19 protein-coding genes, 1 tRNA gene and 1 riboswitch are annotated in these 23600 nt (G+C 73.0%); of the genes, 4 read left to right on the top strand and 16 right to left on the bottom strand.

The genetic code is table 11. The features are described from left to right. Positions 1-68: 68 nt before the first annotated feature. A complete protein-coding gene (locus E0D90_RS08120; protein WP_103503646.1) occupies positions 69-839 on the bottom strand; it encodes a helix-turn-helix domain-containing protein in 771 nt (256 codons plus the stop codon). Positions 840-879: 40 nt separating this feature from the next. On the opposite strand from E0D90_RS08120, the gene E0D90_RS28475 reads away from it, so the two are divergent. Then, complete coding sequence (locus E0D90_RS28475; RefSeq protein WP_369008420.1) at positions 880-1581, top strand: class I SAM-dependent methyltransferase; 702 nt, start codon at positions 880-882, stop codon at positions 1579-1581. Positions 1582-1788: 207 nt separating this feature from the next. On the opposite strand, the gene E0D90_RS08110 is transcribed toward E0D90_RS28475, so the two are convergent. Further along, the gene (locus E0D90_RS08110) at positions 1789-3165 is read right to left on the bottom strand and encodes a cystathionine beta-synthase (RefSeq protein ID WP_103503645.1); all 1377 of its coding nucleotides are present in this window, start codon (positions 3163-3165) and stop codon (positions 1789-1791) included. A gap of 491 nt (positions 3166-3656) precedes the next feature. Between E0D90_RS08110 and E0D90_RS08105 the strand changes: the two genes are divergently transcribed. The 3 genes from E0D90_RS08105 to E0D90_RS08095 all read left to right on the top strand — a co-directional run bounded on the left by E0D90_RS08105 (position 3657) and on the right by E0D90_RS08095 (position 7632). Continuing rightward, positions 3657-4823, top strand: coding sequence for an SGNH/GDSL hydrolase family protein (locus E0D90_RS08105; protein ID WP_130797171.1), 1167 nt, complete (start codon positions 3657-3659; stop codon positions 4821-4823). Positions 4824-5012: 189 nt separating this feature from the next. Beyond that, on the top strand, positions 5013-6233 hold the full coding sequence (locus tag E0D90_RS08100; RefSeq protein WP_103528518.1) for an acetyl-CoA C-acetyltransferase: 1221 nt from the start codon (positions 5013-5015) through the stop codon (positions 6231-6233). Positions 6234-6474: 241 nt separating this feature from the next. Next, positions 6475-7632 (top strand): hypothetical protein, encoded by a 1158-nt coding sequence (locus tag E0D90_RS08095; RefSeq protein ID WP_130797170.1) that lies wholly within the window; start codon positions 6475-6477, stop codon positions 7630-7632. Between the two features lie 100 nt (positions 7633-7732). On the opposite strand, the gene E0D90_RS08090 is transcribed toward E0D90_RS08095, so the two are convergent. The 14 genes from E0D90_RS08090 to E0D90_RS08030 all read right to left on the bottom strand — a co-directional run bounded on the left by E0D90_RS08090 (position 7733) and on the right by E0D90_RS08030 (position 23493). Continuing rightward, complete coding sequence (locus tag E0D90_RS08090; protein WP_130797169.1) at positions 7733-8059, bottom strand: hypothetical protein; 327 nt, start codon at positions 8057-8059, stop codon at positions 7733-7735. Between the two features lie 185 nt (positions 8060-8244). Beyond that, positions 8245-9102, bottom strand: coding sequence for a Bax inhibitor-1/YccA family protein (locus E0D90_RS08085; RefSeq protein ID WP_103504171.1), 858 nt, complete (start codon positions 9100-9102; stop codon positions 8245-8247). A gap of 231 nt (positions 9103-9333) precedes the next feature. After that, complete coding sequence (locus E0D90_RS08080; RefSeq protein ID WP_103504172.1) at positions 9334-9579, bottom strand: hypothetical protein; 246 nt, start codon at positions 9577-9579, stop codon at positions 9334-9336. A 266-nt stretch (positions 9580-9845) separates the two neighbouring features. Beyond that, positions 9846-9928, bottom strand: a tRNA-Leu gene (locus tag E0D90_RS08075). A gap of 233 nt (positions 9929-10161) precedes the next feature. Next, positions 10162-11478 (bottom strand): SAM-dependent methyltransferase, encoded by a 1317-nt coding sequence (locus E0D90_RS08070; protein ID WP_103504174.1) that lies wholly within the window; start codon positions 11476-11478, stop codon positions 10162-10164. 283 nt (positions 11479-11761) lie between these two features. Beyond that, on the bottom strand, positions 11762-13183 hold the full coding sequence (locus tag E0D90_RS08065; RefSeq protein WP_103504176.1) for an NAD(P)/FAD-dependent oxidoreductase: 1422 nt from the start codon (positions 13181-13183) through the stop codon (positions 11762-11764). 430 nt (positions 13184-13613) lie between these two features. Next, a complete protein-coding gene (locus E0D90_RS27105) occupies positions 13614-14567 on the bottom strand; it encodes a Ppx/GppA phosphatase family protein (RefSeq protein ID WP_170214940.1) in 954 nt (317 codons plus the stop codon). 68 nt (positions 14568-14635) lie between these two features. Beyond that, positions 14636-15205: a DUF501 domain-containing protein gene (locus E0D90_RS27100; protein ID WP_170214939.1), complete on the bottom strand. Its 570-nt coding sequence runs from the start codon at positions 15203-15205 to the stop codon at positions 14636-14638. 57 nt (positions 15206-15262) lie between these two features. Next, a complete protein-coding gene (locus tag E0D90_RS08055; RefSeq protein ID WP_130797168.1) occupies positions 15263-15751 on the bottom strand; it encodes an FtsB family cell division protein in 489 nt (162 codons plus the stop codon). 219 nt (positions 15752-15970) lie between these two features. After that, positions 15971-17251 carry a phosphopyruvate hydratase gene (gene eno, locus E0D90_RS08050; RefSeq protein ID WP_130797167.1) on the bottom strand — a complete coding sequence of 427 codons (1281 nt, stop codon included), beginning with the start codon at positions 17249-17251 and terminating at the stop codon, positions 15971-15973. Between the two features lie 232 nt (positions 17252-17483). Continuing rightward, positions 17484-18176, bottom strand: a complete 693-nt coding sequence (locus E0D90_RS08045; RefSeq protein ID WP_103529726.1) for a transglycosylase family protein — start codon at positions 18174-18176, stop codon at positions 17484-17486. 3 nt (positions 18177-18179) lie between these two features. Further along, a riboswitch (cyclic di-AMP (ydaO/yuaA leader) is annotated at positions 18180-18349 on the bottom strand. A gap of 845 nt (positions 18350-19194) precedes the next feature. Continuing rightward, complete coding sequence (locus E0D90_RS28410; protein ID WP_130797166.1) at positions 19195-20301, bottom strand: transglycosylase family protein; 1107 nt, start codon at positions 20299-20301, stop codon at positions 19195-19197. 553 nt (positions 20302-20854) lie between these two features. Further along, positions 20855-22087 carry a cytochrome P450 family protein gene (locus tag E0D90_RS08035; RefSeq protein ID WP_130797165.1) on the bottom strand — a complete coding sequence of 411 codons (1233 nt, stop codon included), beginning with the start codon at positions 22085-22087 and terminating at the stop codon, positions 20855-20857. Between the two features lie 92 nt (positions 22088-22179). Continuing rightward, on the bottom strand, positions 22180-23493 hold the full coding sequence (locus E0D90_RS08030; RefSeq protein WP_130797164.1) for a sensor histidine kinase: 1314 nt from the start codon (positions 23491-23493) through the stop codon (positions 22180-22182). Between the last annotated feature and the right edge of the window lie 107 nt (positions 23494-23600).

Below are 23600 nucleotides of genomic sequence, written 5' to 3'. Positions count from 1 at the left end.
GCCCCACCCCCAACCCCGGCTCACCGCAGCGGTGCCGAGGCGAACCAAGCCCCAGGCCGGTCTCCGCTCTACTCGGGCGGCCGACTGTAGCGCTCCAGCGTGGCCTTGCTCACGGAACGGTCAACGAGGCGCAGCTCCCACGGACCGGTATTGACGTCGAAGTCCTTACCGAACCCGACCCATTTCCCCGCCATACGCCGTCCGGTGGGCTCAACCAGCAGCTGCATCGCACCGTGGTATCGAGCTCCGTTGTAGTAGCCGTCGGTCGCGGTCTGTTCGACCCAGGATCCCGTCACGATGTTGCGGTCGAGGGTCAGATCCAGGGTGAGCGGGCTGTCCGGGTTGGTGCTCGCGCCGGGCAGGCTTTGTGCCGTCAGCCGGTTCCCGTGCTGAACGATCACCACGTAGTGCCTGCCCTCATAGGAGTCGTCCCGGCTCGACGAGAAGAACTCATAGCGACTGAGCCATACACCCGAGAATGTCGCGTAGTCGGGCTGTGTGCCTTGCGCGACGGCCCCGGACGCACCCGCCACACCGGTGTCCGGTGCACGACCTCCGGTCTCGTCCACATGCCCCCGCATCACCGGGAGCGGCAGGGCAAAGCCCAATGCCTCCACCGGACGGCCAGTGACCCTCTCCAGCGCTCTCGCGTAGACGCGTCGAGGCGACCTGCTGACTCCGGCCTCCCAACGCTGGACCAGGCGCTTCGACGCATCGTTGGGTTCACCCAGCTCAATACCTGCCCGGCGGATCGCCTTGGCGAAGTCGTCCTGACTCATGCGCAGTCCGATGCGCACAGCTCTGAAAACGTCGTTCGGCACATCGACAGTCTTCGTCATGAGCCCAACGGTAGGCCGATACCGTTCCCGATGACACCCAATTGACGTCCCCGCAAAAGATATTGACACCGCAGGAAGACGTCGAGGTGACGCCGCAAGCGTCGTCCCGGCGCAACTCGACAAAGCGCGCGAGCGGTGGCCGGACTCGGGGCTGGAACTGCACCAGAGTGACGCGCTCGCCTTCGTCGCGGGCCAGGAACCGTTCGACGCCATCTACTCGGTCTTCGGCGCGGCCTACTTCACCGACCCAGCGCTCACTCTTCCAGGAGTGGCGAAGGGGCTCAGGCCGGGCGGGGTCTTCGCCATGTCGCAGAATCCCGCCGTCGAGGGCTGCTACGGCTGCCAGGCGTCGTACATTCCCCGCGGGCCCGACGAGGACCCCGCCATCGTGAAGCGGTGGGACCACCCGCTGGAGGCATGGCCTCCCATGCTGGAGCGGTGCGGCTTCGAGGAGGTCAGCGCCACAGTCCTGCCCGCCCCCAGCGCGGGAAAGCGCCGTATCGGAACCCTGCTGATCCGCGCCGTGCTGGCTCGGCCGCCTCGCGGCGCGGGCTCACACGGCCGCGCCGCCGTCACGCTGGGCGTGACGGCGGCGCGGTGGAAGCTGTGCGCGGGGACCGTCGCACCTCCGGCAAGCCGGAGGCGGGACGACGACGGTCCCCGCGGGAACGGCGATCGGGTCGCTGCCGCCGTTCTGGGCGGCGTTCACAGGAGGTCCGGGAGCCGCTCCGGAGGTCCGTGACGCCGACAAGAAGAACTCTGCCGGACGGGTGTTAAGCGAAGATTGCCTCGCCGTGACGGGTCTGGATCTTCTGGGTGGCGACCGCCTCCGCACGCTGTGACACGCGTCACCGCAGGCCGACGGCGGGACCTCCGGGCACCGGCACCGGACGCGCGCCGGCCCGGCCCCGCGAGCGGGACCGGGCCGGCCGGGGGCAACGGGGCAGCGTTACTGCGCCAGGAAGGAGAGCAGGTCCTGCCGGCTGATGACGCCGGTCGGCTTGCCCTCGACCAGCACGATGGCGGCGTCGGCGTCCTGGAGCGCGGTCATCAGGTCGGCCACCGGCTCCCCCGATCCGACCTGCGGCAGCGGCGCGCTCATGTGCTTCTCCAGCGCGTCGTCGAGCGTGGCGCGCTGGGTGAACAGGGCGTCGAGCAGCTCGCGTTCGACGACGGAGCCGACGACCTCGGCGGCCATCACGTCGGGGTGGCCCGCGCCCGGCTTCACGATCGGCATCTGGGAGACGCCGTACTCGCGCAGCACCTCGATGGCCTCACCGACCGTCTCATCGGGGTGCATGTGGACCAGTTCGGGCATGCCGCCGGTCTTGCGGCGCAGGACGTCGCTGACCCGGGTCTCGGGCTCGCCGCCCTCCAGGAAGCCGTAGTCGGCCATCCACTCGTCGTTGAAGATCTTGCTCAGGTAGCCGCGTCCGCCGTCGGGCAGCAGCACCACCACGACGTCGTCGGGGCCGAGCCGCCGCGCGTAGTCCAGCGCCCCGGCGACGGCCATGCCGCAGGAACCGCCGACCAGCAGCCCCTCCTCGCGGGCGAGGCGGCGGGTCATCTGGAAGGAGTCCTTGTCGGAGACGGCGACGATGGCGTCGGCGACGTCACGGTCGTAGGCGTCCGGCCAGAAGTCCTCGCCGACCCCCTCGACCAGGTACGGGCGCCCACTGCCGCCGGAGTAGACCGAGCCCTCGGGGTCGGCGCCGACGACGGTGACCTTGCCGCCGCTGACCTCCTTGAGGTAGCGGCCGGTGCCGCTGATGGTGCCGCCGGTGCCGACGCCGGCCACGAAGTGGGTGATCCGGCCGTCCGTCTGCTCCCACAGCTCGGGCCCGGTCGTCTCGTAGTGCGAGCGCGGATTGTCCGGGTTGCTGTACTGGTCGGGCTTCCAGGCGCCGGGGGTCTCGCGCACCAGGCGGTCGGAGACGTTGTAGTAGGAGTCGGGGTGGTCCGGGTCGACGGCGGTCGGGCAGACCACGACCTCGGCTCCGTAGGCGCGCATGACGTTGATCTTGTCGGCCGAGACCTTGTCGGGGCAGACGAAGACGCAGTGGTAGCCCTTGCGCTGGGCCACGATCGCGAGGCCGACGCCGGTGTTGCCGGAGGTCGGCTCGACGATGACACCGCCGGGCTTGAGGGCGCCGGACGCCTCGGCCGCCTCGATCATCCGCAGCGCGATGCGGTCCTTGACCGATCCGCCGGGGTTGAAGTACTCGACCTTGGCGAGCACCGTGGCTTCGATGCCCTCGGTGACGCTGCTCAGCTTCACCAGCGGGGTGTTGCCGACAAGGTCGATCATCGACTCGTAATACTGCACTGTGTCTCCACGCTCCTGGTCGGCTTGTGTCCCTGCGGTGCGTTGCCCAGGCAGCACTCTAATTGGCACAGACGCACACGTGGACGCGCGTTGCGCTCTTCCGTGCGGGGCACAGTGGGGTATGACGCGTGGAGCAACACATCCCGGGTACGTCGCTCCTACGACTCCGGCACACCCTCCGGCACACAGGGCCACCATCCACCCACGGAGCGGATGCGTCCGGGTCGCGGCGAACACGGTGGGTGCGCGGAGGAGGACCCGCGGCGACCGGCCGAGCCGGACGGAGCCCCGTGCGCGGGACTGCGGCACGGGCGGGACCGACCCGTGACGGCCGGCGGACCGCCGCCCGGCCGGGCGGCGGGTGACAGCGAACTGACAGTGGACTGAGAGAAGAGACACCGGGCGGCACCGCGCCACCCACCGGAACCGCCCGGGAGCCGGGGCGGACGGCGAGGGGTGCGCGGGCCGCGGTGCGGGGAGGCGGAGCGTTCATGTCGGGAGCGAGAGTGGCGCGGCGGATCGCCACGGCCGCGGCGTACGGCGGCGGCGGAATCAGCCTGGTCGGGGGCGTCGCGGTCGGGGTGCTGCTGACCGAGGTCCAGCTGGCCAAACGGCAGATCGGTATCAGCGAGGACGAACCGCCCGTCGCGGACGGGCGTTACGGCACGGCGTTCGGGACGGGCGACCGCCCACCGCTGCGACTCGGCTTCCTCGGCGACTCCACGGCCGCCGGGCTGGGCGTGCACCGGGCCGCCGAGACGCCCGCGGCGCTGGTCGCCTCCGGGCTGGCGGCCGTCGCGGAGCGGCCGGTGGAGCTGCGCAACGTCGCGCTCTCCGGAGCTGAGTCGGACGACCTGGCCCGGCAGGTGTCGCTGCTGCTGGCGGACACCGTCGCGCATCCGGCGCCCGATGTCTGCGTGGTGATGATCGGCGCCAACGACGTCACCGGCCGGGTCTCCCCGACGACATCGGTGCGCTGTCTGTCGGAAGCCGTCACGCGGCTGCGCGCGGCGGGAAGCCAGGTGGTGGTCGCCACCTGCCCCGACCTCGGGACGGTGGAGCCGGTGGCGCAGCCGCTGCGGTGGATCGCGCGCCGGATGAGCCGGCAGCTGGCGGCGGCCCAGACCATCGCCGTGGTGGAACTGGGCGGCCGGACCGTCTCCCTGGGCGACCTGCTCGGCCCGGAGTTCGCCGCCCACCCCAAGGAGATGTTCGGGCCGGACCGCTACCACCCCTCGGCCGAGGGGTACGCCACCGCGGCGATGGCGCTGCTGCCGACCGTGTGCGCCGCCATGGGCGTCTGGCCGGAGCCCGAGCGGGTGGAGCCGGCCCGCCGGGAGTCGGTGCTGCCGGTGGAACGGGCGGCGGTCCGCGCGGCCAAGGAGGGCGGCACCGAGGTCGCCTCGGACGAGGCCGCCCCGCGGGCTCCATGGGCTCTCCTCAAGCACCGCCGCCGGCGGCGGATCGCCGCGGCCGAACCGGAGGAGCACGCCTCCGGCGCCCCGGGGACGACCGCCGGCGCGGCGGCACCCGCCACGGGCCCCACGTCGAGGGAGCACGAGGGCTCCGCGGGCGCGGAGACGGGCACCGGCGGCACGGGCGCCGGCCCGGCCGCGGCCGGCGCCGGACCCTCGGGCGACGGCACCACGCAGAGCTGACCCCGGCCGCGAAATGCGGCGGGCGTCACACGCCGCGATCCGTGACGGCCGCCCTACGCACGGGTAACTTCACCATGCGGCCGGAGCGGGCGGCACCGGGCCGAAGAGCCCGCGCCGCTCCACCCGGCCGGCCCGTCCCCGACCAGCCGGTCGGCGCGCCGCGCCGGCCCTCCGCACCAGGGAGCCGCAATGCCCGAAGCCGTGATCGTCTCCGCCGCCCGCTCCCCGATCGGGCGGGCGGTGAAGGGCTCGCTGAAGGACATCCGGCCGGACGACCTGACCGCCACGATCGTCCGCGCCGCCCTGGACCGTGTCCCGCAGCTGGACCCCCATGACATCGACGACCTGATGCTGGGCTGCGGGCTGCCCGGCGGCGAGCAGGGCCACAACCTCGGCCGGGTCGTCGCCGTGCAGCTGGGCATGGACTACCTGCCGGGCTGCACCGTCACCCGCTACTGCTCGTCCTCGCTGCAGACCACGCGGATGGCGCTGCACGCCATCAAGGCCGGTGAGGGCGACGTGTTCGTCTCGGCGGGCGTCGAGACGGTCTCGCGGTTCGCCCACGGCTCCTCCGACGGCATGCCCGGCACCCACAACCCGCTCTTCGCCGAGGCGGAGGCCCGCACCAAGCACCGTGCCGAGCACGGCGGCGAGGGCTGGAGCGACCCGCGCGAGTCGGGCGCTCTCCCGGACGTCTACATGGCGATGGGCCAGACCGCGGAGAACCTGGCCCGGGACAAGGGCGTGACCCGCGAGGAGATGGACGAGTTCGGCGTCCGCTCGCAGAACCTCGCCGAGAAGGCGCTCGCCGACGGCTTCTGGCAGCGGGAGATCACCCCGGTCACCACCCCCGACGGCACGGTGGTCAGCGCGGACGACGGCCCGCGCGCCGGCGTCACCATGGAGGGTGTCCGGGGGCTCAAGCCCGTCTTCCGTCCCGACGGCCTGATCACCGCCGGCAACTGCTGCGCGCTCAACGACGGCGCCGCCGCCCTGGTGGTCATGTCCGACACCAAGGCCCGGGAGCTGGGCGTCACCCCGCTCGCCCGCGTCGTCTCCACCGGCGTCTCCGGCCTGTCGCCGGAGATCATGGGGCTGGGCCCGGTCGAGGCCAGCCGCCGCGCCCTCGCCAACGCCGGTATGACGGTCGGGGACATGGACCTGGTCGAGATCAACGAGGCGTTCGCCGCACAGGTGATCCCGTCCTACCGCGAGCTGGGTGTCGACCTGGACCGGCTGAACGTCAACGGCGGCGCCATCGCGGTCGGACACCCCTTCGGCATGACCGGGGCGCGCATCACGACGACCCTGATCAACTCCCTGCGGTGGCACGACAAGCAGTTCGCACTGGAGACTATGTGTGTCGGAGGTGGCCAGGGGATGGCCATGGTCCTGGAACGCCTGAGCTAGAGGTGACCTGGATCACGGTCCGCGCTTCGGTATACACCAGCGATACCGAAGCGGCCCCGTGATGTGACCCATCACCAACCGCCCAGCATTCTCGCAGGTCAGCGAGGTGCGGGGCACGAGTGTCAGGAGGGTTCGGGACCAAATACCCGCCCAGTTCATGACGTTCCGCTCTGCTCCGCGTGGCACCGGGCGGGAAACCTGGGATAGGAATCAGGGGGACACTGCGACCAGGAGATGCTTTGTGAGCGCCATATCCCTCATCCTGCTGCTCGCCGCCGGCCTCGCTCTGGCCGTGTGCACGGCCGCTCTGCGGGCCGCGCGCGGTCTGCGCGCCGAAGTGGCCGCGCTGCGGGCACAGCTGGGCCTCTCGGTCCTGCCGCAGGCCCGGACAGCGCCCGACGAGGAACTGATCCGCGCCGCCGTCGCCGACGCGCTCGCCGACGAGCGGGACCGCGAACTCGCCGAGGCCCGCGCCTTCTGGGCCGAGCAGGAGGCGCGCGACGCCGAGAACGCGGCCTTCCCCGGCCACCCGGGCACCGTCACGCCGACCGCCGACGAGCTGCTTCTGGACGCGCTGCTGGAGCGCTACCTCACCGACGGTGACCAGGCCGACGCCGACGGCCGCCTGATGACCGCCACCGACTTCGGCGGCTACGGCCCGGACGTCGACCTCGCGGGGTACGACCCCTACGACGACACCGAGCCGACCGTGCCGGGCCAGGACTCCCGGGGCGAGGAGAGCGGCCACCGCGACCGGCTGGGCCGCCGTTCCGGCGCCGTCTCCGGAGAGACCGCCCCGAACACCGACGACGAGCGCGCCGCCGACAGCGAGCACACGGCCGCGGAGTGCGAACGCCGCGACGGCGAGCCCGGCGAGCGGACCGAGGGCCCGCACGAGGACACCACGGACACCGCCCCCCAGGGCCCCGCCTTCCTCCCCCGCCAGAGCCAGGGCGACGGCGTCCCGGCCGGTGACTCGCCGGACGAGGACGGCCGCCGCGCCGCCGAGGTGGCCGCCGCCCGGCGCCGCCACCCCTCGCACCCCGGCTACAACCTCTCCGGCGAGCCGGTGCAGAGCCCGGTGTACGGCCCGGACACGGCCGAGGAGTACGAGCACACCACCGAGCGGCTCTCCCGGCTCGCCCAGTCCGGGACCCCGCTGGCCGACGTCCGGCCCGGCCCGCTGGGCACCCTGGATGTCTTCCTCTTCGAGGACGGCACCACGCTGTGCCTGTCCCCCGGCCACCGCGAGACCTCTCAGCGGCTGGCGTCGGCCGTCCGTTCCGGCGAGTCGCCGGTGCTGCTCGGCGGGTCCGGAGTCTCCGGCGCCTACGCGCTGACCTTCGGCTGCGGCGAGGAGAGCATCTACCTGCTGGCCGACCGGATCGTGGCGGCCTGAGCCGAATCGGGGCCACCGCCCCCGGGCGGACCGCACCCCGGCAGACCGCGCGGCCCCGCCGCGTGACGGGGCCGCCCGCACCGGGCGGCCCGACCCCCCCTCAGCGTCCGGCGCCCGCGCCGGGCGCTGACGCCGTGACCAGCTCCACCGCCGCGGTCAGCTCCGCGCGGGTTCCGTGGTGGCGCAGCGCGTGCGCCAGGTCGTGCCCGGCGACGGCCACCTGGTCGCCCACCGCGAAGTAGCCGGCGTCGGGCAGCGTACGGGGCTCATGGCCGGGCGATTCCAACCGTTGCGCCCGATCGGCCAGTTCCCGGGCGAGCGCCAGGGCGGCGACGGCGGTGCCGTCCCGCAGCCGGCTCTCCGGCAGCCGGCGGAGCCGGTCGGCGCAGGCGTTCACCGCGGTGTCCAGGGCACTGGTCTCCAGCATGGCCCGAGCATACGGAACGCGCCTCGCCTTCCGCGCCCCGTCACCTGGGGACGCGGCCGGACACCCGAACGTCCGCCCGCGGGACACACGGCGAGGGGCCCGGACGGCTGTAGTTCGCCGTCCGGGCCCCTCACACGATTCGCGCCCCACCCAGTCATCCGGTGGTGACGGTCGTCACGCCGTCGTCAGTCGCCTTGCAGGATGGCGATCAGACGCAGGAACTCCAGGTAGATCCAGACCAGGGTCAGGGTCAGGCCGAAGGCGGCCAGCCAGGACTCCTTCTCCGGGGCGCCGTAGGCGACACCGTCCTCGACCATCTTGAAGTCCAGCGCCAGGAAGCAGGCGCCGAGCACGATGCCGATGACACCGAACAGGATGCCGAGGCCGCCGCTGCGCAGACCCAGGCCGTCACCGCCACCGATGAGAGCGACGATCAGGTTGATGGCCATCAGCAGCACGAAGCCGATGGAGGCGGCCACCACGAACTTGGTGAACCGGGCGTTGACCCGGATGATGCGCTGCTTGTACATGAACAGCACACCGGCGAACACCGCCATGGTGCCGAGGACCGCCTGCATGGCGGCGCCGGGGACAGCCTGGTTGATCGCGTTGCTGATGCAGCCGAGGAAGACACCCTCGACGGCGGCGTAGGCCAGGATCAGCGGCGGCGACGGCTCACGCTTGAAGGACTGCCAGAGCGCCAGGCCCATACCGACCAGGGCGCACACGATGCCGATGCCCAGCGGGAGGTCCATGATCCACGCGACGGCGGCGGTGGCGATCACCGTGCCGAGCGTGATGGCGGTCCGGTTGACCACGCTGTCGATGGTCATGACGCCCGCACGCGCCGGGGCGCCCGGCTGCATCATGGTGCCGTCGGGCCCCATCTGCTGCTGGGCGTAGGGGTTGGCCGGCTGGGCGTACGGGTTCTGTGGGCTGCCCGCGTACGGAGACCCGGTCTGGTGCTGCGCGCCGGCGTTGAAGCCGGCCTGGCCGCCCTGACTGAACCCCCGACGCGTGAAGACCGGGTTGCTGCTCCTCATCTCACTCCTCCATGGCCGCTGACGGCACGACCTGCTGTGTCCAGGGTAATGCGTTAGCAAAGACTCAACGCTAGTCCACCCTCTATAACGCTGGAAAGGCACGTGACCGTTCCGTCATGCCCCGGTCAGCAGGCCGTCCCCGTGCACCGGTTCGGTCACGGCGGCGCCGGTTGCGGGCGGCCGGGCCGTCCGGCGCGGCGGGCCCGCCGGGAGCCGGCGGGAGGTTGCGGTTCAGCTCGGTATCGGGTGGCAGCGCGGCACGGCGCGGCAGATGTAGCCGTGGGAGGCGCAGTGCCGGCAGCCGTGCGGGGCGGCCACGCTCTGGGCCTCTCCGGTGTAACCGACGTACAGGGTGGCCCGGGTGACCGTGCCGGTGCCCAGGCACCCGTCGCACTCGGGGTGCGGACCGGCGCACTCGTCCGGGTCCGCGCCGGGCGTCTCGTCGTCCGTGCCGTCCGTGTCGTCCTCGTCGGTCATCGGTCTCGGCCTCCCGGTCCTCGGGGCCGCGTCAGGCCCGCCGTGTCACCTGCCAGGGTCACACGCGTCGGTCCACTCCGGCCGACCGCACCCGTCGCCGGGCGGCACGCCGTCGTTCGGTCGCCGGTACCGGAGGATTCGACCGGAAATCGACACCGCCGGGCTGGTCGGAACCGGTCCGCGCGCCGCCCCGCCGTGCCGAACACCGACCGCCACCCCCGGGACCTGCGCACGATTCAGCAGGTCGGGGTAGCTCGGCGTGGGGGTGCCCGGAGCCGGACTCGAACCGGCACGGCCACGTAGGCCAGCGAGTTTTAAGCTCACCGTGTCTGCTTTCCACCACCCGGGCATAGCCCCCCAAGCCGTACGGGCGCCGATGGCGCCCCGGGTGCACTACGGAGCTTATCCGTCCGGTCACTCCAACGTCCCTGCTCCCACGGATTATTGCGCGATGTTACAAATCTGATGAGACGTCAGATACCGAGCGGGCGCCGGACCGTCACCCGGGCTGAGGTCATACCCCGGGACGCCGCCGTCACGCCTCCGCGGCCCGGCGGAGCCCACGGTCCGGCCCGCCGGCGGTCACCGGTCGCGCGGCTCCGCCGTCCACCGCCGGGCACGCAACGGCAGTCCGGAGCGGCCACCCGGCTCCGGTCGCACCGCGACGATCTGGTTGACGCCGATGCGGGCCCGTTCGAAGGCGAGGGCGGAGGCCGCCATGTACAGCCGCCACACCCGGGCCCGTCCCGGCCCGGCGGCGACCACGGCCTCCTCCCAGTTCTCCTCCAGGTTGCGCACCCACTGACGCAGGGTCAGGGCGTAGTGCTCGCGCAGCGACTCGACATCGCGGACCTCGAACCCCGCCCGCTCCAGCTGGGTGACGGTCCGGCCCACAGGAGCGAGTTCACCGTCGGGGAAGACATAGGAGTCAATGAACGGGTTGAGCCGGTACTCGTCCTCGCGCCTCGGCGCCGGGCGGCGTGCGATCTGGTGGTTGAGCAGCCGGCCGCCGGGCGCCAGCAGCGTGTGCAGTCGCTCGGCGTAGGCGAGGTAGGTGGCGTCCCCGACGTGCTCCGCCATGCCGACGGAGGAGATCGCGTCGTAGGGGCCGTCCTCGACCTCCCGGTAGTCCTGCACCCTGATCTCCACCTGGTCGGCCAGCCCGGCGGCGGCGACCCGTGCCACCCCCAGGCGGGCCTGCTCCTCGGAGAGGGTCACGCCCACCGCGGTGGCGCCGTGGTGGCGTGCCGCGTGCAGCACCAGGGAGCCCCAGCCGCAGCCCACGTCCAGCAGCCGCATGCCGGGCCGCAGGCCGAGCTTCCGGCAGATCAGCTCCAGCTTGGCGTCCTGCGCCTCCTCCAGGGTGGTCGCGGCGGGGTCGCTCTCTCCGGCCGAAGCACCCCAGTAGGCGCAGGAGTAGACCATGCTCGGGCCGAGCACCAGGGCGTAGAAGTCGTTGCCGACGTCGTAGTGGTGACGCACCGCCTGCCGGTCGCGGTGGAGGGCGTGGCGGCGGCCCCCGCGTCGGCGGGTCTCCTCGGCGGGCGGCGGCGGGGGTGGGGCGGCGCCGGCCAGCGCGAGGAGTTCACGGGCGGCGGCGAGCCGGGCCAGCCTGGACGGCGGGGGCGGCGGGTCCTCCCAGAGGTGCCCGGCCACCTGCTCCAGCGCGGCGTAGAGGTCACCGGGGACGGTGAGTTCACCGGCCACCCAGGCACGGGCGAGGCCGAGCTCCCCGGGCCGGTAGAGCAGGCGCCGCAGCGCCCGGCGGTTTCGGATCTCCACGATCGGGCCGGTCTCCGGCCCCGCCTCGCTGCCGTCCCAGGCGCGCAGGCGCACCGGGAGCGGACTGTCGATGAGGTTCTCGGAGAGCCGCGCGAGGCGGTCCGCGACAGCTGTCATGGGTCCAGCGAACCACCACGCACAGCGGCGCGCGACGGTTCTGCCGTGATGAGGCCGGTAACCACCCGCCCGGGCGGCGCGCGGGATGCGACCGCACGCCGAAGGCCGGGCGCCGCACCCCGGACGCACCACCACGGACCGGCGTGCGACCGGTCTGAACGCGCCGCGCGCCGTACCCCGAACACGCCGTCCCCCTCCGGCACCGAAACGCCTCCGCCGCCGCCCCCGGTACGGGGGAACGGCGGCGGAGGCGGCTGTCGCTCGGTGCGGGCGGCTCGGTGGGTCAGCTCGCGCTGCCCGCCTTCGCCTTGGCGCCGTCCTTCTTCTCCGCGGAGGCGGAGTTCTCCTCGCGCGGGGCGGCCGGGGCGCGCTCCACGGCGGGTGCCGGGCGGGCGGCGGTCGAGAACTCCTCGCGGGGGTTCTCCATGGCGCCCAGGGAGACAACCTCGCGCTTGAGGAAGAGCCCCAGCGTCCAGTCGGCGAAGACCCGGATCTTGCGGTTGAAGGTCGGCACGGCCATGCCGTGGTACGTGCGGTGCATGTACCAGGCGAGCCGGCCGCGGAGACGGATGGTGATCTTGCCGAACTTGATCATCGCCACGCCCTTGCGCAGCCCCAGCCCGGCGACCGCACCCTTGTTGGCGTGCTTGTAGTCGCTCTGCGGGAAGCCGCGCATCTCGGAGATGACGTTGTCGCCGAGCACCTTGGCCTGACGCAGCGCGTGCTGCGCGTTCGGCGGGCACCAGTCGCCCTCGCCCTTGACGAGGTTGGGCACCTGGGCGTTGTCGCCCGCGGCCCAGGCGTAGCCGAGGCCGCGCACCCGCAGGGAGGGCTCGACGTCGACGTGGCCGCGCGGTCCGAGCGGGAGGCCGTACTCGGAGAGCACGGGGTTGGGCTTGACGCCCGCGGTCCAGACGATGGTGCTGGAGTCGGCCTCGACCCCGTTGCTGAGCACCACGTGGCCGTCGACACACGACTTCATCGACGTGCCGAGGTGGATCTCGACGCCGCGCTTCTCCAGGTGCTCGCGGCCCCACTCGCCGAGCTTGGGCCCGACCTCGGGGAGGATCTTGTCCGCGACGTCGACCAGGAGGAACCGCATGTCCTCACGCTTGATCGAGGGGTAGTACTTGGCCGCGTCGCGCGCCAGGTCCTCGATCTCACCGATGGTCTCGGCGCCGGCGAAGCCGCCGCCGACGAAGACGAAGGTGAGCGCCTTGCGGCGGATCTCCTCGTCAGTGGTGGAGTCGGCCTTGTCGAACTGCTCCAGCACGTGGTTGCGCAGGCCGATGGCCTCCTCGACGCCCTTCATGCCGATGCCCTCGTCGGCGAGGCCGGGGATCGGGAAGGTGCGCGAGACGGCGCCGAGGGCGACGATCAGGTAGTCGAAGGGAACCTCGTAGGCGGGCCCGACCAGCGGGGCCACAGTGGCGACCCGGCGGTCCTGGTCGATGGTGCTGACCCGCCCGGTGAGCACCTCGGCGCCGGGGAGGACCCGTCGCAGCGGCACAACGACGTGTCGCGGCGAGATACTGCCGGCGGCTGCCTCCGGCAGGAAGGGCTGGTACGTCATGTAGGAGCGCGGGTCGACGACCGTGACCGTCGCCTCGCGGTAACGCATCTTCTGAAGGATGCGGCGCGCGGCGTACAGGCCGACATACCCGCCCCCCACGACGAGGATTCGCGGACGCTCCGTGGTGCTCATGCTTCGAGTATCCACCCGCCCCCAGGGGGGTGCTCGTGAGGGTGTTCACAAGCATCCCGGGTACCTCTGTTACACTCCCCCGCCCTTTCCCGGCTCACCCCGGAAGAGTTCCGCCCGGCACGGGGACGCGACCGCCCTGACGTGCACAGACGACTCGATCAGGTGTTCACGGTCACCGTCGTTCACCTCACGGACATGCGACCGAAGGGCGGGCGAAACACCCGCCGACGGCCGGATGTCCCACCTGATGGACCAGCGACCGCTTAATGCACCCCGAATGGCCGACGATCCATGTGAAGAACTTCACGAACTTTCCGGCGGCGCCGCGCCGACCCTCACCCGGGTGGCCGCGGACCGCGCCCGCCGGGAGGTACGGGGCACGACCTCCCGACGAGCCGGTCCGCGCTCGCGTCCGGGGCCCGGCCGCCGCTCAGCCGGCCGCCCGCACCCGCTCCGCCGCGTCGTATGCGATGCCGTCCAGGATGTCGTGCTCGCTCACCAGCACCTCGCTGACCTGGGCCCGCTCCATCACCGACTGCAGCACCAGCGCGCCGGCGGGCAGCACGTCGACCCGGCCCGGGTGGATGACCGCGTGGGCCGCCCGCTCCGCGTGAGTGGACGCCAGCAGCCATCCGGTCAGCTCCCGGACCCGCTCCAGCGGGACGCGGGCGTGGTGGGTGCGGGTGGAGTCGTAGGCGTCGAGTCCGAGTGCCAGCGCCGCGACGGTGGTGACCGAGCCGGCGAGGCCGACCAGCCGGTCCGCCCGGCGCAGTTCCACGCGCTCCTCCGCCAGGTCGAGCGCGGCGTCGATGTCGGCGAGCATCGCCGCCAGCCGCTCCGGCGAGGGCGGGTCGGAGAGGGCGTCCCCGTCGGTGAGGTGCCGTTCGGTGAGCCGGACGCAGCCGATGTCCACGCTGCGCGCGGCCTCCGGCCGGTCGGTGCCCAGGACGAACTCCGTCGACCCCCCACCGATGTCCAGGACCAGGGACTCGCCGCCCCCACCGTCGGCCGGCAGGCCACGGGTGGCGCCGGTGAAGGAGAGAGCGGCCTCCTCGTCACCGCTGACGACCTCGGGAACCACCCCGAGGATCTCGCGGACCCCGGCGGTGAACTCCTCCCGGTTCTCCGCGTCCCGCGAGGCGGAGGTGGCCACGAACCGGATCGCCTCCGGTGCCACGCCGTGGGCGGCCACCGCCTCCGCGAAGCCACGGCAGGCGGCGAAGGTGCGTTCCAGCGCCTCGGGGGCGAGCCGGCCGGTGCGGTCCACGCCCTGGCCCAGCCGGACGATCTCCATCCGCCGGTCCAGATCGGTCAGCCGCCCGGCGGTGTCCACATCGGCGATCAGCAGCCGGATCGAGTTGGTGCCGCAGTCCACCGCTGCCACCCGCGTCGTACCGGGCGCGGGTGCGGGGACGCGGTCGTGGGCGCCCGGGGCGCCGTCCGCGTGCGCGCTCACCGGTCACCGTCCTCGACGGCGCCGGCGGCGGTCCCGTTCGCGGTGTCCGCCTCGGCGGTCCGGACGCAGGCACCCTTGCGCCACCACTCCGGCAGCATCGCGATCGCCTCGTCGCCCAGCGGGTTGACGCCGGGGCCGGCGGCGAGCGAGTGCGCCACCAGCACGTGCAGGCACTTCACCCGGTCCGGCATGCCACCCGCGCTCGGGAAGCCCTCCAGCACGTCGATCGCGTCCCGGCGGCGGATGTAGTCCTCGTGGGCCGCGCGGTAGGCGGCGGCCAGTTCCTCGTCCTCCTCCAGCCGGGCGGACATCTCCCGCATCACGCCCTCGGACTCCAGGGTGCCGATCGCGGAGGCAGCGCGCGGGCAGGTGAGGTAGTAGGTGGTGGGGAACGGTGTGCCGTCCTCCAGCCGGGGCGCGGTCTCCACCACGTCCGGGTTGCCGCAGGGGCAGCGGTGCGCGATGGCGCGCAGCCCGCGGGGCGGGCGGCCCAGCTGCTGCCGGAACGCGGCGATGTCGGCGTCCACGGGCGAGGTGGGCTCGGTCTGCGGTGGTGGGGTGTCCATCTGCTCAATCCAGGGTCGCGGGGACGGCACGGCGCGGCCACCCGGACTGCGGCGGCCTCAGCGTGGCTGGTCGGCCCGGTCCACGCCGTCCCAGAGGTTGTCATACCAGGGGCGGCCTGCGCCGCCACGGTCACGGTACCGCCGCTCGTCGGGGGCGCTGTCCCCGATGTCCGGCAGCGTGTAGCCGACTTCGCCGGGCCGCACGTAGTGGAGGTGCCGTCGCGCCTGCTGCTCCACGTAGGCCGGGTCCTGCCACCGCGCCTTCTCGTCGCGCAGTTCCTCGACACGCTCCTGGGCCTGTTCGGCCTGGCGGCGCTGGTCGGCGATGTCGGAGCGCTGGGAGATGTACTGGCGCAGCGGGTACGCCAGGGCGACCACCAGCGAGCAGATGACGAGCGCCAGGACCGCCGCGCGTCCGGTCAGCCGGGACCGGCGGGGCGGACGGCGCAGCCGCCGGTGCTGCGCGCGGTACACACGCTCGGCGGCCTGCTCGCCGAGCACCTTGAGCTTGGTCGTGGTGGAGAACCTGCTCCGGCCCGCGGACACACCGCCTCCTCTACCGCCGACGTCCCCGGCCACCGTACGTGACGGCGGGCGGGGAGGGCCGTCTTGGGGCCGCGCCGCCTCGGCGCGTGTCCGGCCGGCCGAGCGGGTGGCTCGCCCGGTCGCAGCGGCACGGGCCGGGGACGGACCAGGCGGTCCGTCCCCGGCCCGTGCCGGTGGTGCGGGGCCGGCGTCTCGGCCGGCCCGGGTGGTGCCTCGGGCTCAGCCCTGGAAGCGGGGGAACGCGGAACGGCCGGCGTAGACGGCGGCGTCGTCCAGGATCTCCTCGATGCGCAGCAGCTGGTTGTACTTGGCGACGCGGTCCGAACGGGCCGGGGCGCCGGTCTTGATCTGGCCGCAGTTGGTGGCGACGGCCAGGTCGGCGATGGTGACGTCCTCGGTCTCACCGGAGCGGTGGGACATCACGCACTTGAGGCCGCTGCGCTGGGCCAGCTCGACGGCGTCGAGGGTCTCGGTCAGCGAACCGATCTGGTTGACCTTGACCAGCAGCGAGTTGGCGGCCTTCTCGTCGATGCCGCGCTGCAGCCGCTCGGAGTTGGTGACGAAGAGGTCGTCGCCGACGAGCTGGACGCGCTCGCCGAGGCGGGCGGTGATGGTGCTCCAGCCGGCCCAGTCGTCCTCGAACAGCGGGTCCTCGATGGAGACCAGCGGGTAGGCGTCGACCAGCTCCGCGTAGTAGTCGGTCATCTCCTCGGCGGTCCGGGTCTTGCCCTCGAACTGGTAGGCGCCCTCGGAGTAGAACTCGGAGGCGGCGCAGTCCAGCGCGAGCGCGATGTCCTGGCCGGGGGTGTAGCCGGCGGCCTTGATGGCCTCGACGATCAGGTCGAGGGCGTCACGGTTGGAGCCCAGGCTCGGCGCGAAGCCGCCCTCGTCGCCGAGGCCGGTGGACAGGCCGCGCTCCTTCAGGACCGACTTCAGCTTGTGGTAGACCTCCGCGCCCCAGCGGAGCGCCTCGGAGAACGACTCGGCGCCGATCGGCGCGATCATGAACTCCTGGATGTCCACGTTGGAGTCGGCGTGCGCGCCGCCGTTGAGGATGTTCATCAGCGGCACGGGCAGCAGGTGCGCGTTGGGGCCGCCGAGGTAGCGGAAGAGCGGCAGGTCGGAGGACTCCGACGCGGCGTGCGCCACGGCCAGCGAGACGCCGAGGATGGCGTTGGCGCCGAGCGAGGACTTGTCGGCGGTGGCGTCCAGGTCGAACATCGCCTGGTCGATCAGCCGCTGCTCGGTGGCGTCGTAGCCGACGAGCTCCGGCCCGATCTGCTCGATGACGGCGAGGACGGCCTTCTCGACGCCCTTGCCGCCGTAGCGGCTCTGGTCGCCGTCCCGCAGTTCGAGGGCCTCGAACGCGCCGGTGGAGGCGCCGGACGGCACGGCGGCACGGCCGGTGGAACCGTCGTCGAGGCCGACCTCGACCTCGACGGTGGGGTTGCCTCGTGAGTCGAGGATTTCCCGGGCTACGACGACGTCGATGGACGGCACGCGGTTCTCCTTCGGTGGGTCTGTCTTCAGCGCTCTGAGCCTAGCCGCCCGCCGGGCACCCGGTGCCGGGCAGCTCAACCATTGGTCCGATTTGTCGCCCGGGCGCCGATGAAAAGACCAGGTCAGAGCTGTATCCATCTTTTTGTTTAACAGGGGAAGAAAATCAGCCGGGGCGCGTCCCTACCTGCTGGGAGCAGGCGGGACACGCCCCGGCCGGGGACCTCCGCGGGGATCAGAGCGAGAGCTGCTGGCCCGGGAAGATCAGGTTGGGGTCGTCACCGATGACGGACTTGTTGGCGTCGTAGATGTCGAGCCAGGTGGTGTCGTGGGCCTGGGCGATCTGGTGGAGGGTGTCGCCGGAGCGGACCGTGTAGTCACCCTGCTCGCCGGAGGAGGCGGGCTTCTCGGCACGCTCGCTGGAGCGGGAGGCCGGGGCCTCGGTGCGCTCCGGCTCGGCCTCGGGCTGCGCCTCGGCCTGCGGGGCCTGCTGCTCGGCCTGCGGCGCCTGCTCGGTGGACTGGCCGCCACCCAGCTCGGGGGCGGGGCCACCGGAGGTGAGACCGGCCACCTGACCGCAGTGCGGCCACGCGCCCGGGCCCTGCATGGCGAGCAGCTTCTCCGCGGTGGCGATCTGCTGGTCCTTGCTGGCCAGGTCGGCACGGGAGGCGTACTGCGCGCCACCGGCGGCCTCCCAGCTGGACTGGGAGAACTGGAGGCCGCCGTAGTAGCCGTTGCCGGTATTGATGGACCAGTTGCCGGTGGACTCGCACTGGGCGACCTTGTCCCAGGTGTCCACGGAGGCGGCCTGGGCGCCGGTGGCACCCATCAGGGGGATGGCGACCGCGGCACCGGTGACACCGGCGGCGGCAGCGAGGCGGGCGGGCTTGGAGGGACGGCGGTGGCGACCCTTGCCGGAGAACAGCATGTCGTTCCTTCTCACCGACGCCTACGAGGTGAGCTGTCGGGTTCGGGCTGTGAGCTGCCCGGCCGGCGCGGCGTGAGCCGCTCCGTCTTCACCCCAAGCCGTTCGGACCGAGATCCGGGACGGCACTTACCTTGGGTCCCCCGCTCCTGCCTGCGGTGCTGCGCTGAGCCGTACCCCGGGCCGACGGCAGGATTCGGCGTTTACGACCCGGTTCACCCGCGTTGCGCGGGCCTGGCGACAGTAGACACAGCCAGCATCACGATTCAAGAACGATGAAGATCGCGTGCCGAGAGCCGCTTGACGTGAGTTGGGAAAAGTCTTCGCAGGTCAGCGCGGCAAGAACAGCCCGAAATGGTCCATACGGCCAGGAAGGCTACCGAGATGATGGTCACACCGCAGATGGCAAACCGGTCAAATCCCTCTTAAATCAAGCAATACGACCGGCAGAGCCGACGGGGCGACCAGTGCGACGGACGGGGCAGACGGGACGACGGTGCCGGTCGGAGCATCCGCGCCGCCCGCCCGCCGCGCGACGGTGAGACCGCTCACGCCGGCCACCGCTGCCGCCGGAGCCGCCGTCCGACTGGGCGCGACGGCGGGGAAGTTGGGCGCGGTACCGCGCCCACCGGCGGGGGCGCCGGGCCGGCGGTGGTCCGGCGGCGGGGGCGGCGAGTGCCCCGGCCCGTCACCGGAGCAGCCACGGCGACACGGAGGGATCGCCCCGGATGGGCGCAGTCTGTGCTCCGACCGGGTGCCCCGGGGCGGGGACGTGCCGCTTCGGGGCGGGGACGTGCCGCTTCGGGTGCCTGCCTCATCCGGCGTGCCTCGCCCGGCGGGGCCCCTGACGGCGCGTCCGCAGCTCCGGTTCGCGGCTCTCGACGCGAAGGCACGCGTCGGGCCCCGCTCCGCACGCCCGCCCTCGGGGCGGGAGACGCGGACCGGGGCCCGACGGTGATGACAGGCGCGGACGACCGGGCGGACGACCGCGCGGGCGGCGGCAGCTCGGAGCGCCGGTGGCTCAGCTCGCGCCGGGGACCGGGTTCTCCAGGTCGAGCAGCTGTCCGGGAAGGATGTGGTCGGGGTTCTCGCCGACGGTGCCGGTGTTGGCCTCGTACAGCGCGGGCCAGCCGCCGTCGAGCCCCAGTTCGCCCGCGATGGCGGAGAGGGAGTCGCCGGGCCGCACCTCGTAGCCGGACCCCGTCTCCTTGCCGCCGGTCGCGTCGCTCGCCGCGTCCTCGGCGTCCGCCGTGTCCTTGCCGCCGGTCGCGGGGGTACCGGCGCCGTCCTTCTCCGTCGTGTCCTCGCCCTCGGCCGCCTCGCCGTTGGGGTCGTCGGCCGCGTGACGGCCGCCGCCCGGGGTGGTGGCGCGCTCGGTCTCGTCGGGGTCGGGCGAACCGCGGTGCTTGCCGCCGGAGTCGCCGCGGTCGGCGGTCTCCCCGGCGTCGGCGGTCTCCTTGTCGGCGGCGGGGTCGGTCGGGCCGTTGGGGTCGGCGGGCTCGGTGGTCGAGGAACGGCCGCCGCCGGTGTCCGTGGCGCCGCGCTCGTCCTCGCCGCTCGGATCGTCGGCCGCACGGTCGCCGCGGTCCGAACCGGCGGAGTCCGCAGACCGGTCGGCGCGGGCGTCGGCGTCGTCACGCCCGGCGTCACCGTCGTCGGTGACCCGGCCGGAGGACCGCCCCTCGGTCACGTCGTCCCCGCTGTCGGGGGTGACGGTGTCCTGGATCTCGGCGAGGCGCTCGGCGCGGTGGGCGGCCGTCAGGCCGCTGGACAGCGCGCAGACGGGGAACGCGGCGCGGGCGCCCCGGTCGTCCAGCACCCGTTCGGCGACGGCGATCTGCTGGCTGCGGCTGGCCAGGTCGGGACGGTCGGCGAACTCCTCGCCTCCGTAGGCCACCCACATGCTGAGCGGCAACTGCAGTCCGCCGTAGTAACCGTTGCCGGTACCCGCCGTCCACTCACCGCCGCTCTCGCACTCGGCGACCGCGTCCCAGGTCTCCCCGTCGACCGCGTGGGCGGCTCCGACCCCCAGGAGTGGGAGCGCGACTCCGGCGCTGGTGACCCCGGCGGTCACCAGGAAGGCGGGAGCCTGTCGCGGGCGACGATGACGTCCAGACCCTGAGAGCATGGTGATGACCCCTCATGCGGCACTTGCTGGGCAGTGGTGAAGTTGAGGCCAGAACTTAACGTGCCGCGACCGCGCATCACAAGCCGGTCCCGCGAGCATCACGCGGAGATCACATTCCTGACGGCCTGTCACCGTGCGCGTCACGCCCGTCGCCGCCGACCGGCGCCCGCGACGCCTCCACGCCCCGGAACCGACGGCAGGCACCCGCTCCCCCACACCCGCGCAGCCAGACGAACGCGCCGGTGAGCGCCCCGCCACCCCGAACGCGCCCCCGTCGACGGAACCGCGCGAGTGCTGCACGGACCGGCATCAGGCGACCAACGGACGAACCCGTCCCGTGCCACTCCGTTCACAGTGCGTGACAGGCACCGGAACGGTGCGCGGCCGGTCGCACACGGAGCGCCGCCACGGCACCGCCGTCCCGGTGATCAGCTTCACGTGACCGTTCCGCCCGATCCCCGTCGCGCGGGAAAGGCACGCGGGAAAGAAACGAGCACCGCCACCGGGCCCGGCGCCGTCCTCACCGCGGCCTCACCGCAGCCTCACCGCCGCCTCACTGCCTCCCGGGACGCTCCGGCGCGAACTCCACCGGCAGCGACCGCAGCCCCCGCATGATCAGCCCGCCACGCCAGCGCAGCTCCTCCGGCTCCGCCGCCGCCCGCAGGTCGGGCAGCCGCCGCAGCAGCGTGGCCAGTGCGGTGCGCGCCTCCAGCCGGGCGAGCGGCGCGCCCAGGCAGTAGTGGATGCCGTGGCCGTACCCGAGGTGCTGGTTGTCGGTGCGGGCGAGGTCCAGGCGGTCCGGCTCGGCGAACCGTGCCGGGTCGCGGTCGGCGGCGGCCAGCACCACCAGCACCGGTTCGCCCCGGCCGATCGCCCGGCCGCCCAGCGTCAGCGGCTCGGTCGCGAACCGCCAGGTCGCCAGTTCCACCGGGCCGTCGTACCGCAGCAGCTCCTCGACCGACGCCGTCAGCCGCTCCTCGTCCCCGGCCTCGGCGGCCTCCTGGAACACCGCCCGCTGCGCGGGATGGCGGAGCAGCGACAGCGCCCCGTTGCCGATCAGGTTCACCGTCGTCTCGAACCCGGCGAACAGCAGGATGAAGGCCATCGCGGCGGCCTCCTCCTCGGTGAGCTGCTCACCGTGGTCGGAGGCACGGATCAGCCCCGAGATCAGGTCGTCACCCGGCTCACCCCGCTTGCGGTGGATCAGTTCGGCCAGGTACTCGCGCATCCGCTTGACCGCCCGGCCCACGCCGCCCCGGCGTCCGGAGGTGTGCAGCATCATCCCGGCCCAGCCCCGGAAGTCGTCCTGGTCCTCCGGCGGCACGCCGAGCAGCTCGCAGATCGCGTAGATCGGCAGCGGGAACGCAAACTCCTCGATCAGGTCCGCCGAGCCCCGCTCGGCGAAGCCGTCGATCAGGCCGTCGGTGAGCGACTGCACCCGGGGCGCGAACTCCGCCACCCGACGCGGGGTGAACGCCTTGGCCACCAGGCGGCGCAGCCGCGTGTGGTCGGGCGGATCGATGTTCAGCAGGTGCGTCATCAGGTTGGCGCTGCGCTCGCCGGGGATTCCGACCCGGCCCTTGGTGTGCGCGGCCTGGCTGTGCCGCTCGGGGTTCTTGCTGAGCCGCTGGTCGGCGAGGGCCTGACGGGCGTCGGCGTGCCGGGTGACCAGCCACGCCTCGACACCGCTGGGCAGCCGCGCCCGGTGCACGGGCGCGTGCTCCCGGAGCCAGGCGTACGCGGGGTACGGATCGGCGGCGAACTCCCGGCTGAACAGCTCGGGCATCGGCCCCGACGGAGCATCCGCCACCCCGGCCGCTTCGGGGACACCCGCGACGGGGCAGCGACCCGCACCGGCCGACGGGGACGGCACAGCGGTCACTCGGCCGCCTCCCGGTCGGGGATCACCGCTGAGACCCGGAAGCCGCCCTGATCGGTCGGACCGGAGACGAATCCGCCGCCCAGCGCGGTCACCCGTTCCCGCATGCCCACCAGTCCGTTGCCGCCGCTCGGGAGCGACGCCGCCGGGGCCGGGCCGGAACCACCGGCCGGCGGCTCGTTCTGCACCATGACGGCCACCTCCCGCTCCCGGTGTGCGAGCCGCACCAGGGTGGCCGCGCCCGCGGCGTGCTTGTGCACGTTGGTCAGCGCCTCCTGCACCACCCGGTAGGCGGTCCGCTCGACGGGAGCCGCGTAGCCGCGGACCTCCCCCTCCTCGGAGAACTCCACCGCCATCCCGGTCTGGCGGGACTGACCCACCAGGTCGGAAAGCTCCCGCAGCCGGGGCCCCTGCTGGCCACCGGCTGCCGACGAGGCGATCTCGGCGAGCCGGAACGCCGGGTCGGGCCGCGGCTCCACCCGGATCTCACGGTCGTCGGTGCGCAGGACCCCGAGCATGGTCCGCAGCTCCGTGAGCGCCTGCCGTCCCATGTCGCCCACCAGCGCGGCGTTCCTCGCCGCCTTCTCCGGATCCTTCGGCGCGACCGCCTGAATCGCGGCGGCGTGCACCACCATCAGCGACACCCGGTGCGCGACCACGTCGTGCATGTCACGGGCGATCCGGGTCCGCTCCTCGCGGCGCGCCCACTCCGCGCGCTCCTCGGCCCGCTCGGCCAGCAGGGACAACTCCCGCTCCAGACCGTCGGCACGCTCCCGCAGGGACTCCACCAGTCGACGCCGGGCCCGCACGTACATGCCCAGCAGCACCGGGGCCACCACGTTCAGCACGCCGAACATGCCCGTCATCGCGAGCACCAGCCACCACGGCAGCGCGTGACCGGTGGCACGCTGCTCGGCGGCCAGCTCCAGATAGAGGACGACACAGCCACCGGCGCAGAGCATGCCCGCCAGCAGCACGACGATCCGGCGGGGGACGTCCGCGATGGTGAGGCTGTACACGCCGACCATCACCAGCAGGAAACCCATCTGCGCGGGCAGCACAGCCAGCGAGACCAGCACCACCGCCACCGGCCAGCGGCGGCGCAGCAGCAGCACCAGCCCCGCCAGGCCGCCCAGGATCGTCACCGGCAGCATCGGCAGGCCGGTCTTGGCCGCGAAGATGGGCCCCTGCAGCGCGCACTCGAGCCCGGAAACCAGGGCGAGGAGCACGTCGAGCACCACGCTGCGCCGCCGTGGCCACCACAGCAGCGCCGTACGCCGCCGCTCGCTGACCGCTGCCCCCGCATCGTTCATGCGACCAGACTACGGGCGTGGTCCACACCTTTTCCGCCCGGTTCTCGCTCGCCGGGCGCCAGGGGTCCCGCGGCGACGGTGGGAGGGGTGGTCCGGCAGACCCGGTG

Origin of the sequence: Streptomyces otsuchiensis (assembly GCF_004305975.1) — a bacterium.
In the GTDB taxonomy this organism is placed as follows: Bacteria; Actinomycetota; Actinomycetes; order Streptomycetales; family Streptomycetaceae; genus Streptomyces; species Streptomyces otsuchiensis.
Note: the sequence above shows the minus strand (reverse complement) of the source record. Positions and strands in the feature narration are given on the sequence as shown.

What these genes read in the sequence shown, in the direction of transcription:
- E0D90_RS08120 (WP_103503646.1), bottom strand. Translation starts at nt 839, where the DNA reads ATGACGAAGACTGTCGATGTGCCGAACGACGTTTTCAGAGCTGTGCGC.
- E0D90_RS08105 (WP_130797171.1), top strand. Translation starts at nt 3,657, where the DNA reads ATGTCGGGAGCGAGAGTGGCGCGGCGGATCGCCACGGCCGCGGCGTAC.
- E0D90_RS08100 (WP_103528518.1), top strand. Translation starts at nt 5,013, where the DNA reads ATGCCCGAAGCCGTGATCGTCTCCGCCGCCCGCTCCCCGATCGGGCGG.
- E0D90_RS08090 (WP_130797169.1), bottom strand. Translation starts at nt 8,059, where the DNA reads ATGCTGGAGACCAGTGCCCTGGACACCGCGGTGAACGCCTGCGCCGAC.
- E0D90_RS08085 (WP_103504171.1), bottom strand. Translation starts at nt 9,102, where the DNA reads ATGAGGAGCAGCAACCCGGTCTTCACGCGTCGGGGGTTCAGTCAGGGC.
- E0D90_RS08080 (WP_103504172.1), bottom strand. Translation starts at nt 9,579, where the DNA reads ATGACCGACGAGGACGACACGGACGGCACGGACGACGAGACGCCCGGC.
- E0D90_RS08070 (WP_103504174.1), bottom strand. Translation starts at nt 11,478, where the DNA reads ATGACAGCTGTCGCGGACCGCCTCGCGCGGCTCTCCGAGAACCTCATC.
- E0D90_RS08065 (WP_103504176.1), bottom strand. Translation starts at nt 13,183, where the DNA reads ATGAGCACCACGGAGCGTCCGCGAATCCTCGTCGTGGGGGGCGGGTAT.
- E0D90_RS27100 (WP_170214939.1), bottom strand. Translation starts at nt 15,205, where the DNA reads ATGGACACCCCACCACCGCAGACCGAGCCCACCTCGCCCGTGGACGCC.
- E0D90_RS08045 (WP_103529726.1), bottom strand. Translation starts at nt 18,176, where the DNA reads ATGCTGTTCTCCGGCAAGGGTCGCCACCGCCGTCCCTCCAAGCCCGCC.
- E0D90_RS28410 (WP_130797166.1), bottom strand. Translation starts at nt 20,301, where the DNA reads ATGCTCTCAGGGTCTGGACGTCATCGTCGCCCGCGACAGGCTCCCGCC.
- E0D90_RS08035 (WP_130797165.1), bottom strand. Translation starts at nt 22,087, where the DNA reads ATGCCCGAGCTGTTCAGCCGGGAGTTCGCCGCCGATCCGTACCCCGCG.
- E0D90_RS08030 (WP_130797164.1), bottom strand. Translation starts at nt 23,493, where the DNA reads ATGAACGATGCGGGGGCAGCGGTCAGCGAGCGGCGGCGTACGGCGCTG.